Below are 12,998 nucleotides of genomic sequence, written 5' to 3'. Positions count from 1 at the left end.
CCTGCTCTCAGTCCTCCTTCGCGGTCAGCTGCGCCGCGAACTGCTCGTACGGGACGGCGTGATGCATCGCCGCGTCTCGCGCCATGGCGTACCGCAGGACTGCCGCAGGCTCCGTAATCAGTTCGACGTTGACCAGGTTGTCGGCGTCATCGAAGTTGAGGAGCGCGATCAGCCGGGAGTCGAAGATCCAGAAGTCTTCGTCGGGCAGGCTGAGCCGGTCGGCATTCTCTCGCCACAGGTTGTGGATCTTCTCGCCGACGGCGCTGTTGCGGCGCGCGTTGTCGAGCAGATAGAGCTGGCCAGCCGTCGGCGGGTCGTCGACGATGCGGACACGCTCGAATCGTTTGCCGAGCCCGGTCTGCTCGCGGCGCTCGGCACACCACTCGGCGTCGACGCCTTCCCAGTTGACGGGCTCGCCACGGGTGAACTGCGCGTACGTATCCGTGAGCTCGTCGGACGCGTACCGGCGGCGGGTTTCCAGGCGCCATGCCGTGTGCTCGAACTGCGTGAAGAGCCGGTCGAACTCATCCAGCCCGATGATGTTCGGCACGCGAGTGACCTCCTTGGGGGCGAAGTCGACGAGCAGTTCCCGTGGCACCACGATCGGCACCTCCCCCTTGTTCAGGTGCCGAAGCTGGGCGACGTCGTCAGGGTCGGTGAGGGTGGGGCCGTGCACGATGACCTCGCCCGTGTCGAGGTCTTCGTGAATGGACGGGCACCCGTTGACGCCGCTGCCCGTGCCGTTGAAACGCAGTCGTCGGGCCATGATCACGTCCTTCCACTGGGGACTGATCTCCCAAGCTTCCCCGAGATCGGCGTCTTCTGGTGGGGGTCCTGTCGACCCACAGCAGCAACCTTGCGCAACCTCGCCGAGCAGTCAAGCAACTTCGCGCAACTTCCATGGCGGCCATCAACTCCACCTCCTTAGCGTCCTGTTCATGCCTACGACGGAACTGCGGGACGTCGACCCGCACGCGGCGGTGGGGTCTCTGAGGGCGGCGCTCACCGAGGTCGGGATCATTTTCCCGTCCCTCGGCGTCGACTTCGCGAACCCCGAACTGAAACTCGTCGAGCTGGGGCGCGTCCGCGCCGACGTAGCCGAACGACTGGCAGAAGCACTTCGGCGAGGGGGCCGTGAGTGATGGCAACGCGGGAAGAGAACGGCACCCTGGTCGTCGACACGAAGACGGACAAGATCGGCTACGTGATGGGGCACGCTGGCCCCTACGTCCAGCTCCGACCCCCCGGCGGCGGACGTGAGTGGGACGCGGACCCCGACGCCATCCGGCAGGCCACGGACACCGAAGTGCTGCGCGCCCGTGTGACCGAGATGAACCGGGCGGAGCGCCTCGGATGACCGTGCCCGCCACCGAGACCTTGCCTCTGTCTGCCGAGTGCGCGCTCGCCGCCCAGCCCGACTACACGGACCTTCACCGCGAGTGCCGCCAGACCGAGGACATTCCGCTGCCCCACGCCCACGGCATCTGGCTCGTCCGCCGCTGCGGCTGCCCTCACCACACCTATAACCGCAAGCGGCCCGCGCCCGCCGATACGACCGGGGCAGCTCCTCCATGTTCTCGCTGACACGGCGCCTCGACATCAGCCCACCCCCATTCCCATCCCGTCGAAGGACCACAGACCTTCGGCGGGGTGGGTCTCCAGCCCCCGCCCCAGCTGCCCCACCCTGCACAGGTTGAGCCTGAGGCGGGTTACCAGCACGGCACGACACCTCCCAGAAAGGGAACGTCCATGACCGTCACGCTCGACAGCCCTTCCAGCACTCGCACCAGGGATCCGAAGGAGCTGCTCAACGGCGTTGAGCCGCACATCAGGCACCTGACCGTCAACATCCTGGACAGCGGCATGACCCTCTGGGACCGCGAGGTCGCTCTGCTGCTGCGCGACCACACGATGGTCCGTGACATGGCCGAGCGCATCCTCGGCAACGCCGTCATGTACACCGTCGGCTGCATGGAGCACCCCGAGGTCCACCTGGGCGTCGGCAAGCTCGTCGACATCGGCGTCCACCAGCTCATCCTCGACACGCCGGTGTGGTGGGCCCTCTGCGACGTGTACAACGAGGGCCGTTACAAGCACCACGCCCCGTTCATCGAGCGCCGCCGCGACGGCCTGTGCCTGCGCACGGCGGACTTCCTGAAGTCCATCGGCTTCGACGTCGACGAGGAGCTGTGGGCGATCGACGGCACGGACTGCTCGCCGTGCGACAACAAGGTCCCCGACAGCCACTGAACGGCCCTACGCTGGGCCCCTGTCCTCGGTCCCCAGGAGGACAGGGGCCCAGCCTTGCGAAGAGGAATCGCCTTGCCCGCACAACACGACATCGCCGCCGAGACGGAGCTATGGGACACCTTCGCCGCTTCGGCCTTCAAGGACGACGCGGAACCGAGCTTCTGCTGGACCCAGTACGTCGGTCACGGACCCGGCCCAGAACTGCTCGGCGACCCTCGCTCCGTCCTGGAGATCGGCTGCGGCACCGGCCGCGCCCTCGCCTTCCTCGCGCAGCGCGGCGTCGCGGCTCGGGGCGTGGACCTGTCTCCCGTCATGGTCAAGAAGACCACCGCGAAGTGGGCCAGCACCGGCGCGCAGTTCGTGTGCGCTGAGGTCCTGGAGTACCTGGGCGAGCACGAGGACGCGTACGACGCCGTCTACTCGATCTTTGGAGCCGCCTGGTTCACCGACCCGAGCCGCCTCTTCCCCCTTGTCCGGCAGCGGCTCAACCCCGGCGGTGTCTTCGTTCTCTCGCAGCCTCCAGCCATCCCCGGCGCGTACGGACCGCAGGGCATGTACAAGGGGGGCTTCGCCGGCAAAGCGATGTTCACCTACCGCTACAGCTACCGCCCGGCGGTGTGGGAGCGCCTGCTGACCCGGGCCGGGTTCGCCACGGCAGAGGCTCAGGTGCTGGACGCGCCGTACCCAGCGCACATTGGGACTCTCCTGGTCCGCGCTACAGCTCCGTGACTGCGCGGTGGCGGAGCAGCCGTAATGCTGGCACCACGCTGCCCCGGCGCCGGTCAGCGACCCCAAGCGGTGGCAGCTGATCGACGCGACTGGTGGGTGGCATGTCCGACGGCCGCCCCTGGAGCGCCGTTGCAGAAAAGCCAGAATCAAACACTCACCTTAGCTCTTGCCCTCCTCGTTCCAGAACAGCTTCTCGAATCGCTGATACTCGCGCCCTAGGCTCACCCTCCCTGTGTAGCCAGCGAGCGTTGCAAGGAAGAGACGCGGCCCCGCCCAAGCGCCGGTCGACCACAATCGGATCAACCACGCCGGAGCCGTGCCAAGGTCTTGGGACAGCTCAACCCACGATGCCGTGTCGGCGGCATGCTCGCCGTGCGCCATCGACGACCCGCTCGTCCAGGCGTACCCCTCGATGCCGATTCGGCGCTCAAGGTTCTCGCTGAGCCAGTCGATCGAAAGGGGCGTGATCTCGGAGGCGCGGTGGCGCTTCTTCACGGGCCAGCCCCGGCCCTTGGCGTAGATCTCGATGTCGGCGATGTCCTTCGCAGGATCGCGGTTGGTCCCGTGCTCGTCGTCGACGTGGCCGTCGTTGTCGATGACCTGGTCGGCGTCAGTGACGCCATCGCCGAGCATGGCCTTGAGACGGATACCTGCCGAGAGCCGTGCGAGGCGACGCGTCAGGGCACGTTGCAGACGCTCGTCAGTGGTAATGGTCGGGTCGATCACCGCTGTGGCCCACAGGCACGCCTCGAAGATGCCGCGCGCGACCGAGACCGCGCCCATCAACGATGCCTCCGCGCGAAGCAGGACGGCGAAGCCCCGAAGCTGATCGGCGGCGCTAAGGATGTTGACCACTGATTCATATCTGAGAATCGTCGCGGCTGGTTCGGCGCGGTCACCGAGCAGGACGTCGGGGGCCTTCATGTCCTCTCGCGCTGGGCTCTTTGGCTCCATCGTCCAAGGCTTGAGACCCAACTGCGTAAATCCGTACGCCATTTCGTCGACCGCTGCCGCGAGCGCGTCGCGATGCTCATGCGCTTCCTGCGTGCCTCGATTCAGCTGGTCGAGGATTTCCATCGCCCACGCCTCGTCGTGCTTGCTGGCATCGCCCTCACCTGTCACGCGGCACAGCGTGCCAGAAGACGCCGACGGGGGAAGGGCATTTTCCGTTAGGGGGAGTCACGCCGGGGTACGGTTCAGGTACTCATGCTCACACCGATCTGAATGCACGCGACCTCCCGGTCGAGAAGTCCTACGAGGCCTGCCGAGCCCCCAGGGGTGGCTTCACGCCGACGAGACGCCCTGGATCCCACCACCCACCAGGATGATCGGGGGCCTGTCGTCGTCTCACGCGCGTCTCACGGACGGGCGGAGAGACGACGGCCGGACGGTGACGCGTGGGGCTTCCAAGGGCTCCGCATGGACCACATGGATGGCCAGGAAGTCCTTCATTGCACTACGGATCAGAAGGTTGCAGGTTCGAATCCTGCCGAGTGCACACAAGTGAGAGGCCCCGGAGAGATCCGGGGCCTCTTGCATTGAGGACTCGTACAGCAGCGGAGTACGGCAATGGGCTTTGCCTAGTCGGTCGCGCTCCCACCCGTGGCAGCTGAGAGCTTGCCGAGCGCGGCTCGCACCTCCTCCTCGCTCGCCTCCGCGGAGACCTCCGTCGTCATCGCGATCTGCGAGTGCCGGAGAACCCGCTGGGCCACCTTCGGGTGACCGGAACCCAGGCGGCGAAGAGAGGATCTTCACGAGTGGGCGCGTCGGCGAGGAAGCGCCCCGCCTCCACAACGGACCAAGGCTTGATCCGCCTACGGCGCGGCTTGGGGACCTTGACCAGGGAGACCACGTTCTTGCTGATCTCCTCCTCGGTCACCGCGTGGGTGAGCGCGGCGCGCAGGGCGTCACGGGCGGCCTGGACGACTCGCCGGGAGACGTACTTCCGCTTGCGGTCGCCGTCCGGTGTGGTCACCCATACGTATGCGGCGAAGCCGTTTCTGTAGACGTAGATCGAACCCTCGCCGTGGGCGCGCTTGCCGCGAAGCGCCAGTGCGAGAGCACGAGGACGGTGTCCGGGCCGGGGAGCGGGTGACCGGCTGCGGCGGCGCGTTCGCGGGTGAGCGCTTCGTCGTGGCCGGCGCGCCCGGGCGTGACCGTCCGCAAGAGCCTTGTGAGAGTGGGGAGTTCGCGACAGCAGCCTACGTCTGCCCCGGCTACGCTCCTGCCTTGTCGTGCCCGCCGCCACTCACGGGCAGACTCGAACAATTAACCTGTTTTTGGAGGTTTGATGAAGTCCGTCATCCGGAAGGTCGCAAGCTTCGCCGGGGTGGGCGTGGCCGTCGCAGCCATCTCCGTGACCGGCGCGATCGCAGCCCATGCGGAGGCCCCCACCCACGGCTGTCCGTACCCCTACGTCTGCTTCTACGTCGACAACAACGCCCTGCTCGCGGGCACGCCGATCTCGAAGTACAAGGACGTCACCAGTACCTACCAGGCCGTCACGCCCCGGCCGCACTACGGGGTCATGAACACCCGGAACGACGACGTGGTGTACCTGCGGCTCCAGGACGGCACCTCGATCTGCCTTCCGCCGAACACCTCAACCGTGTTTGCCAACGCCTACAGTGTCACCGGAATAAAGATCTCCAGCAGGTCCACCTGCTGAATCGCGATTTCACCCGGTTTGATCATGTGATGTCTGGCGTGGTGAGCGAGTAAGCGGGATTGCGGGCGCGGTGGCGAAGGCCTCCGGCGATGTCGGTGCGGCCGGCACTCGTACAGTCGCGGCATGGTGACTGCGACTGTCCGTGAGTGGCACGACGAGGAAGGGTGGGGGGTACTCGACTCTCCCGAGACACCCGGCGGTTGTTGGGGCCACTACGCCGACATCCAGACGAAGGGCTTCCATACGCTGTCGCCGGGGCAACGTGTAGATCTCCATTGGGAAGCCCCTGGCTTCAAGCAGGACGGCTACGACTACCGGGCAGTGAAGATAGTGCCTCGGCCGGCCTGACATCCACATCTGCCATCACGGAGCTCCCGAGCCCACCACCACAGTTGGAAAGCGTGCACTGCGACGGCACTGTCAGAGCCTGGGCCTACGGTCCACACATGGCAACCAGACCATCAGCACGTTGGCGTGCCCGCGTGGACGAAGAGGCGGCAGAGCTCGCTGCTGGGACACGGGCCCCGAGCGATGCCTTCCTGTCGGAGCTCTTCCCCGAGTCACTGCTGGCGGCGACTGACGAGGCACTTCACGCGTTCCTGCTCTGGCGGTGAGGCGAGGCGTCAGCCGCACCGAGATCACGGATGACCGGCGGGACTGGTAGCCGTTGCTGTACAGCAACGAAGTACGGCTCCGATGACCGATCTCTCCAGGGCTGCGGATCAGAAGGTTGCAGGTTCGAATCCTGCCGAGTGCACACAGGTGAGAGGCCCCGGAGAGATCCGGGGCCTCTTGCGTTGTGGGGGTGTACGGCAGCGGACGGGTCGGAGGGGCTGGCCGCTGTTCGCCGCCAGGCGGGTGCTCCGTCGGACCGCGGGGCGGAATGGCGCTGACTTGGGACGCGGTCCATGAGTTATTTCTTATTAAGTGACCGTATGGAATGGGTCGGCTTCAGCGGCGGTCGCCGCTTCCCCTGTGGCTTTCGGGTGTGCGGAATTTCGGGGTCGGTGTGTTACGCCCATAGCTTTATATGATATTCCGTTTCGGGTTGGACGGTATCCGTCGAAAGTCCACCCGGATGGATCGTGCGTCAACGTTATCTGTCGTTCCTCGCCAGTTAATGTGAATCCAACTTCTTTCCGGGCGTTGCCGAGCAGGCGATGGAAGCCCACGGTGCTTGTCAGCGAGAAGAGGTTCCGGCTCGCGGTAACTCGACAAGGACAGCAAAAATCATTCACTGTCTTTCCCCAGAGGAGTGGTCCCCTCGATGACACAGAGCATCCCCGGTGCGCGTCAACGGCGCGCAATGCCCGCCTGGATCGCGACGGCGGTCACGGCGTTGATCGCCGCTACCACAGTGGTAATGGTGCCGACGCAGGCAAACGCCATTACCACGCCTGTTCCTCTTGGCGCTGCCGCCAGGTTCGCGGTGCTGGGCGGCGAGGCGGTGACCAATACCGGTTCCTCCCTGATCAGCGGAGACGCCGGCGTGTCACCAGGTACATCGGTCACTGGATTCTGTGACCCGCCGCCGCCGGGGATCCCCGCGTCTCCGCCGTGCGCCAATGTGATCAACGGGTCCGTCCACATCACGGACGGGCCGGCCAACTTCGCCCACGCCGCGCTGCAGAACGCGTACGGCGTCGCCGCGGCCCGCGGCCCCGTCGACGGCACCCTCAACTCGGAGCTGAGCGGCGCGGGCGGCCCGACGGGGCTGGCCCCGGGCCTGTACAACTTCGTCCCCGGTGTGGTCACGAACTCGGGTGTTCTCACGCTGAACGGCGGCCCCGACGCCGTCTGGGTCTTCCAGGTCCCCTCCGCGCTGACGCTGGCGTCCGGCAGCCGCATGGAGTTCACCGGCGGCGCTACGGCATGCAATGTCTTCTGGCAGATCGGAAGTTCCGCCAGTTTCGGTAGCGACTCCTTCTCCGTGGGCACCTTCATGGCCCACACCTCGATCACGATGGAGAACAGGGCGGCGGTCGAGGGCCGCGTGCTGGCCGGTGCCGTCGCCGAGTCCGGGATCGTGTCGTTGATCAACAACACCATCACCCGGCCGATCTGCGGGACCGCCACCGGCGGCACGACGACGGGTACCACCACCGGAACGACGACGGGTACCACCACCGGCGCGACGGCTGGGACCACCACCACCGGCGCCACCACCAGCGGCGGTCTGGTCACGGGTGGTCTCCTGGGCGGAATCCTCGTCGGCACCGGCGGCACCCAGGGCAACGTCGCCGGCAACACGTCCGGTAACACCGCGGGCAACACCGCCGGGAACACCGGCAACACCGTGGGCAACACCGCCGGGAACGGCACCGGCGGGAACGATCACGCGCCGGGCGGGCCGGGTCACGACGACAAGCCGGGCAGGCCGGGTCACGACGACAAGCCCGGCAGGCCGGGCCACGGCGGCAAGCTGGACCTCGAGCCCTACTTCCAGCCCGTCAAGCCGGGCCACGGCAAGCCTGGCCACGGTAAGCCGGGCCACGGCAAGCCCGACCACGGCAAGCAGCACGACGAGAACTACGGCTACGGCAACAAGCCCAAGGGCTACGCGGACGTCGACTCCAAGAGCCACGAGGGCTGAGGCAGCCCACCGCGGCCAGTCCGCTCACCGGATGACGGCGCGCGGCGGAATTCTCACCGAATCCGCCGCGCGCCGTCGACGGCCTTCAGCGGAAATCGCCGGACGTGAGTAGCTGATACGAGAAAGACAGGTAGGCGGTGTCGAGCGGAATCGACTCAGCGGATGTGGTGGAACTCCAGCACTCCGGCTCCGGTCCGGCCACGCAGGAATGTCCCGACGCGGTGGCCCAGCCCCTCAAGCTGCCGAGAGGTGTCCGTGCATGCAGAGCCGGGCTGTGTGCAGCCGTGGTCCTGTGCCTGGTGGTGACGGTCGTCCACGTGGTTCTGGTATTCCTTCACGTGGCACCGGCCAACACCGTTTCCAAACGATACGGCCCGCAGGTCAATGCATGGGTCTTCCCTTTCTTCGAACAGAATTGGCGACTCTTCGCTCCGGACCCCGAATCCGTCAACCGGCAGATTCTGGCAAGAACCGCGCACACCGGCTCCGACGGATCGGTTCAGGTGAGTCCCTGGTTCGACCTGACCGCCGTGGACCGTTCCGCCGTCGAGCATCACGTGTTCCCGAGCCACACGGCTCAGAACATGTTGCGCCGGGCCTGGGCCGGCTACGTCGACTCGCACGGAGGAGGCGACAACGCGCGAACGGAACGCGCCCTGATGATGCAGAAGTACGTGACCAACATTGCCGCGGACCGCGTCGCCGCCCACAACGGCGGCGCTTTCGAATTCGTTCAGCTCCGTGTCGTCACACTGTCCGTCGCCGAGGCCGGCACCCGCGTCGGCAGTCGCCCGCCGACACCGGTCGAGAACCGGCTTCTGCCCTGGTGGAAGGTGACCCGCCATGCACAGTGAGGCGCAGAAGTCCGCGCTCTCCGCCGCCGAGCGGTGGCTCGTCGGCCGGATCACCTCCCTGTGGGACCTCCTGACCGGCCGACCGGTGTCCCTGTACGCCGCGGCGGTGCTGCGCATCGGCTACGGGCTGCTCTACCTGGTCTTTCTGTTGCGTGAGTTCCCGCACCGCGACGAGATCTGGGGTCCCGGCTCTCCGTGGACGCCCGCCTTGGCGCACCAGCTCTTCGACCAGACGGGCTGGTTCAGTGTCCTGGCCCTGTCCGAGAGCCGCGCCTACTTCGAGTTCTGTTACGTACTGGCCCTCGTCACGTCCGGGCTGTTCATGCTGGGCTGGCGGACCCGCGTCATGTCCGTCCTCTTCGCCGTCGCGGTGACCTCGTTCCACGGCCGGGCGATCTTCATGACGGACGGAGGCGACAATCTGATCCTGCTGATGTCCATCTATCTCGCCCTGACCGCCTGCGGCCGGCGCTGGTCCCTGGACGCGCGCAGAAGCCGGCTGAAGGCGATGCGTGCGGGCGAGACGACGAAGCCGACGAAGCCGACGGAGCCGACGCAGAGCCTTTTCGCGCGACAACTCCTCGATGCCCGGACCGCTTTGATCACGGTGGTGCACAACTGCGGCATGTTCGTCATCGCGGCGCAGGTCTGTTTTCTCTACGGATCAGCCGGTCTGTACAAGGTCCAGGGCGCCTCCTGGGGCAGCGGCACCGCTCTCCACTACGTCCTGAACCTCGAACTCTTCCGGCCCTGGCCCGCACTCTCCCACTTCGTGGACGAGCACACGCTCGTGGTCGCGATCGCCGGCTACGTGACCGTGCTCTTGCAGGTGGCGTTCCCGTTCGTGCTCTTCGGCAGGCTGAAGTACCCCGTTCTCGCCATGCTGCTGGGCATGCACACCGGTATCGCGGTGCTCATGGGGCTGCCTCTCTTCTCCGGCGCGATGATCGTTGCGGACGCCGTGTTCCTTCCCGACCGCTTCTACACCTTCCTGCCCCACCTCTGTCGACGCGTGGTACGGCGGACCGGCAGCCGGCGGCCGGCACCCGGGCGAGCGGCGGGATCCGGAACGGTACCTGCGCAAGGCGGGCCCGGCGTACTCGGTTCCAAGCACCGAGTCGTGCTTCCCGCAGGGCGGAATGACATGACGCTCGCCACCGAGCCCCCGTCCGCCCAAGTCCCGCCGAAGAACGGCTGAGCCGGAAGCCGGACCGGATCGACGGCAGTTCTGACGGCAACGGCAACGGCAACGGCAACCGGATCAGAAGGGTGCGGGTTCGGAAGCTGCCGAGTGCGCACAGGCCCGGCGTCGGCGGACCATGTGTCGGATCGCGCTCGGGGCCAGTCCCACCCCCACGCTCACCATGACCGCCGCCGCGGCCAGCAGGGTGGACCGCCAGGGCCAGGACGCGCCGGTCAGCTCCAGCTGGGCCGAGGGGTACTCGGAGAACTTCGCGGTGGTCAGCGCCGTACGACGGTCGCTGTGCTCGGCAAGGTCCCGCAGCACCGGATCGAAGCCGAACTCCCCCGACCGCCGTCCCCCGCCGGGCAGTTCGGCGGCGAGCCCGTTGCGGCGGGCCCAGGCGCCCAGCGTGCCGCCGAGGCCGGAGGCGTTCCTGACGCCGGGCACCACGAAGCGGTCCGCGCCGTGGGCGCCTCCCTTCGCAGGCCGGGTGACGAGGACCAGGCCGTGGCGAGTGGTGACGGTGTCACCGGCGCCGATCACCAGCGTCCGGTCGGCGAAGGAGACCCCGCCGTATCCCTCGAAGGCGGCGGCCGCGTCGATCTCCTCGACGCCGTCGACCAAGCCGATGGCCGTGGTGGGGCGCAGCCACGGGAACGCGGCGTTGAGAGCGTAGGGGAGGTCGCCGAGGGTGAGATGGTTGGCCGGTATCTCGGTCGGTCCGTCCGGAGTCCAGCCGGGGTAGGACAGGCCGGTGCCGATTCGGGTCGCCTCCGTCTCGCCGGCCAGTTCCTCGACCAACCGCAGCGCTCCCACGGTGCCGGAGGTGACGCCCGCGGTGGTGGTCACCCGCCCGTCCTCGACGTAGCGCTGCCCGCGCTTCCAGTCGACCTTCGGATAGTCGCCCTCCAGGGAGCCGATGTTGGACCAGAACGACGTGGCGTCGCGGTCGTCGAGCAGACCCGAGGCGGCCAGCAGCTCGGAGCCCGCGCACACCCCGAGGATCCGGGCGCCCTCGCGGTGACGTTCGACGATCCACCGGCGCAGGCGCTCCTCGCCCGCGCCGGCGGGGTCGGTCACGGCGGGCACGACCACCACGTCGGGTTCCGGCAGCGTGCCGTCCGCCACCTCGGTCAGCGTGTGGTCGGGCAGCAGATGGGCGCCGCCGGACAGCGGGGAGACACGGCGTTCGGCGGCCACCGTGTAGACGAACATTCTCCGCGACTCGGCGAACACCTGGTAGGGCGCGAGAACATCAGTGGCCACGGAGCCCTGGTTGCTGACCGCGACCGCCACCGTGATGCGGTCGTCCGGCACCGGCCGGGCAGCCGGCCACACCCTGGCGTCGGAGCCGCGGGGGGCGGCGGCGAAACTGTCGGCCATCGACGCGCTCACCCCCGCGAGGGCGATCCCCGCGAAGGACGCGGCCGCCAGGGCCGCGCCCAGCAGTACCCAGCCGATACGGCGCAGCGCCCGGTGCCCCTTGCTCGGCTCGGGACTCATCTTGAACAAGACATACCTCAACAATCCGGGCGCATGTCGGCAGCGTTGTGCCGTCGGCCCTCGCGGAAGCGGGAAAGGGGGGAGCGGGAAAGGGGGAGCGGGAAAGGGGGAGCGGGAAAGGGGGAGCGGGAAAGGGGGAAGAAGCGCGGGAAGCAGTCGGGGAGGAGGCCGCCGGCCGATGAGGTCAGGTCCGTCAGGCAGTCGGCCGCAGCGGTGCGCGCAGCAGCGAGGGCGGGGCTCCGAAGGCGTCGGCGACCACCCGGCGCAGTTGCCGGGCGTCACGGAATCCGCAGCGGAGCGCGACCGCCTCCACCGTCAGGTCGGTACCGGACAGCAGGGTGCGGGCCCGCTCCAGCCGTAGTTGCCGCTGGTAGGCGAACGGGGTGATGCCGGTGGCCGTGGTGAAGGCCCGCGTGAGACCGCGCGGGGACAGCCCGGCGAGGGCGGCGAGTTCACGCAGGGTGAAGGCGGTGTCCAGATGCTGGGCCAGATGGTCCTGCACCCGGTGCACCGCGGGCTGGACGTGGTCGCGGTGGCGCAGGAACGGACTGATCTGTGCCGCTTCCCCGTCCCGCCGCAGATAGAGCACCAGTTCACGCGCGACTCCCGCGGCCAGTTCCGGGCCGCGTTCCCGCTCGACCAGGGACAGCGCGAGATCGATGCCCGACGAGATGCCCGCGCTGGTGCTGATCCGCCCGTCGTGCACGTAGAGCGCGGCCTCGCGCACCCGGGCCCGCGGGTAGCGGTCGCGCATCGCCGAGGTGAGCGACCAGTGGGTGGTGCACGCCCTGCCGTCCAGCAGCCCCGCCTCCCCCAGAACGACCGCGCCGGTGCACACGGACGCCACCCGGGCGCCCGCGTCGTGGGCCTCGCGCACCCAGCGCACCACGGCGGGTGCCACCAGCCGGTCGGATGCGGTCAGCCGGGGGCCCGGCACGAGCACCAGATCACCGGCTGCCGCCCGGCTCGCCGGCAGCGGTGCCAGCCCCGCCAGCCGCAGGCCCTGGGCGGACCGCAGAACCTCCGTCTCGGCGACGTACTCCAGCCGGTAGCCGCCGCCGAGATGCGCCGCGGCGTCGAACACCTGCACAGGACCACCGAGGTCCAGCAGATTCACCTCGGGCAGCACCAGGACCAGCACCCGCCCGGTACACCCGTTCATCTCCTCGCTCACGCCGCCACCGTAGGCCGCCACGGACCGCCCGCACGAGGTCTCCC

General features: G+C 68.0%; 14 protein-coding genes. 9 read left to right on the top strand and 5 right to left on the bottom strand.

Going from position 1 to position 12,998, the window contains the following annotated elements; translation table 11 throughout:
• Window positions 1-7 precede the first annotated feature (7 nt).
• Window positions 8-766 (bottom strand): DUF6879 family protein, encoded by a 759-nt coding sequence (locus ACFY2L_RS19150; RefSeq protein WP_390659899.1) that lies wholly within the window; start codon window positions 764-766, stop codon window positions 8-10.
• 172 nt (window positions 767-938) lie between these two features.
• Here ACFY2L_RS19150 and ACFY2L_RS19145 point away from each other — a divergent pair, with 172 nt between their 5' ends.
• The 4 genes from ACFY2L_RS19145 (at window position 939) to ACFY2L_RS19130 (ending at window position 2,979) form a co-directional block, all read left to right on the top strand.
• Entirely contained in the window at window positions 939-1,142 is a 204-nt protein-coding gene (locus tag ACFY2L_RS19145; RefSeq protein ID WP_390659900.1) for a hypothetical protein, read from the top strand.
• On the top strand, window positions 1,142-1,357 hold the full coding sequence (locus ACFY2L_RS19140) for a hypothetical protein (RefSeq protein WP_390822881.1): 216 nt from the start codon (window positions 1,142-1,144) through the stop codon (window positions 1,355-1,357). Before ACFY2L_RS19145 ends, ACFY2L_RS19140 begins: the two co-directional genes overlap by 1 nt.
• A gap of 392 nt (window positions 1,358-1,749) precedes the next feature.
• Window positions 1,750-2,250: a hypothetical protein gene (locus ACFY2L_RS19135; protein WP_351887670.1), complete on the top strand. Its 501-nt coding sequence runs from the start codon at window positions 1,750-1,752 to the stop codon at window positions 2,248-2,250.
• Between the two features lie 72 nt (window positions 2,251-2,322).
• Complete coding sequence (locus ACFY2L_RS19130; RefSeq protein ID WP_390822880.1) at window positions 2,323-2,979, top strand: class I SAM-dependent methyltransferase; 657 nt, start codon at window positions 2,323-2,325, stop codon at window positions 2,977-2,979.
• 159 nt (window positions 2,980-3,138) lie between these two features.
• Here ACFY2L_RS19130 and ACFY2L_RS19125 read toward each other — a convergent pair whose 3' ends face one another.
• Both ACFY2L_RS19125 and ACFY2L_RS19120 read right to left on the bottom strand, forming a co-directional pair.
• Window positions 3,139-4,101, bottom strand: coding sequence for a hypothetical protein (locus ACFY2L_RS19125; protein WP_390822879.1), 963 nt, complete (start codon window positions 4,099-4,101; stop codon window positions 3,139-3,141).
• 550 nt (window positions 4,102-4,651) lie between these two features.
• On the bottom strand, window positions 4,652-4,954 hold the full coding sequence (locus ACFY2L_RS19120; protein WP_390822878.1) for a hypothetical protein: 303 nt from the start codon (window positions 4,952-4,954) through the stop codon (window positions 4,652-4,654).
• Window positions 4,955-5,269: 315 nt separating this feature from the next.
• On the opposite strand from ACFY2L_RS19120, the gene ACFY2L_RS19115 reads away from it, so the two are divergent.
• The 5 genes from ACFY2L_RS19115 (at window position 5,270) to ACFY2L_RS19095 (ending at window position 10,292) form a co-directional block, all read left to right on the top strand.
• Window positions 5,270-5,647, top strand: coding sequence for a hypothetical protein (locus ACFY2L_RS19115; protein WP_390822877.1), 378 nt, complete (start codon window positions 5,270-5,272; stop codon window positions 5,645-5,647).
• A gap of 123 nt (window positions 5,648-5,770) precedes the next feature.
• Window positions 5,771-5,995, top strand: coding sequence for a cold shock domain-containing protein (locus ACFY2L_RS19110; protein WP_390822876.1), 225 nt, complete (start codon window positions 5,771-5,773; stop codon window positions 5,993-5,995).
• 919 nt (window positions 5,996-6,914) lie between these two features.
• A complete protein-coding gene (locus tag ACFY2L_RS19105; RefSeq protein WP_390822875.1) occupies window positions 6,915-8,240 on the top strand; it encodes an ice-binding family protein in 1,326 nt (441 codons plus the stop codon).
• Between the two features lie 137 nt (window positions 8,241-8,377).
• Window positions 8,378-9,094: a DUF5819 family protein gene (locus ACFY2L_RS19100; RefSeq protein WP_390822874.1), complete on the top strand. Its 717-nt coding sequence runs from the start codon at window positions 8,378-8,380 to the stop codon at window positions 9,092-9,094.
• Entirely contained in the window at window positions 9,084-10,292 is a 1,209-nt protein-coding gene (locus ACFY2L_RS19095; protein ID WP_390822873.1) for an HTTM domain-containing protein, read from the top strand. Before ACFY2L_RS19100 ends, ACFY2L_RS19095 begins: the two co-directional genes overlap by 11 nt.
• A gap of 63 nt (window positions 10,293-10,355) precedes the next feature.
• Here ACFY2L_RS19095 and ACFY2L_RS19090 read toward each other — a convergent pair whose 3' ends face one another.
• Entirely contained in the window at window positions 10,356-11,780 is a 1,425-nt protein-coding gene (locus ACFY2L_RS19090) for a DJ-1/PfpI family protein (RefSeq protein ID WP_390822872.1), read from the bottom strand.
• 193 nt (window positions 11,781-11,973) lie between these two features.
• Window positions 11,974-12,954 carry a GlxA family transcriptional regulator gene (locus ACFY2L_RS19085; protein WP_390822871.1) on the bottom strand — a complete coding sequence of 327 codons (981 nt, stop codon included), beginning with the start codon at window positions 12,952-12,954 and terminating at the stop codon, window positions 11,974-11,976.
• Between the last annotated feature and the right edge of the window lie 44 nt (window positions 12,955-12,998).

Source organism: Streptomyces sp. NPDC001381, assembly GCF_042895685.1.
Lineage (GTDB): Bacteria > Actinomycetota > Actinomycetes > Streptomycetales > Streptomycetaceae > Streptomyces.
The sequence above is the reverse complement of the archived record's forward strand: the minus strand, read 5'-3'. Positions and strand labels throughout refer to the sequence as shown.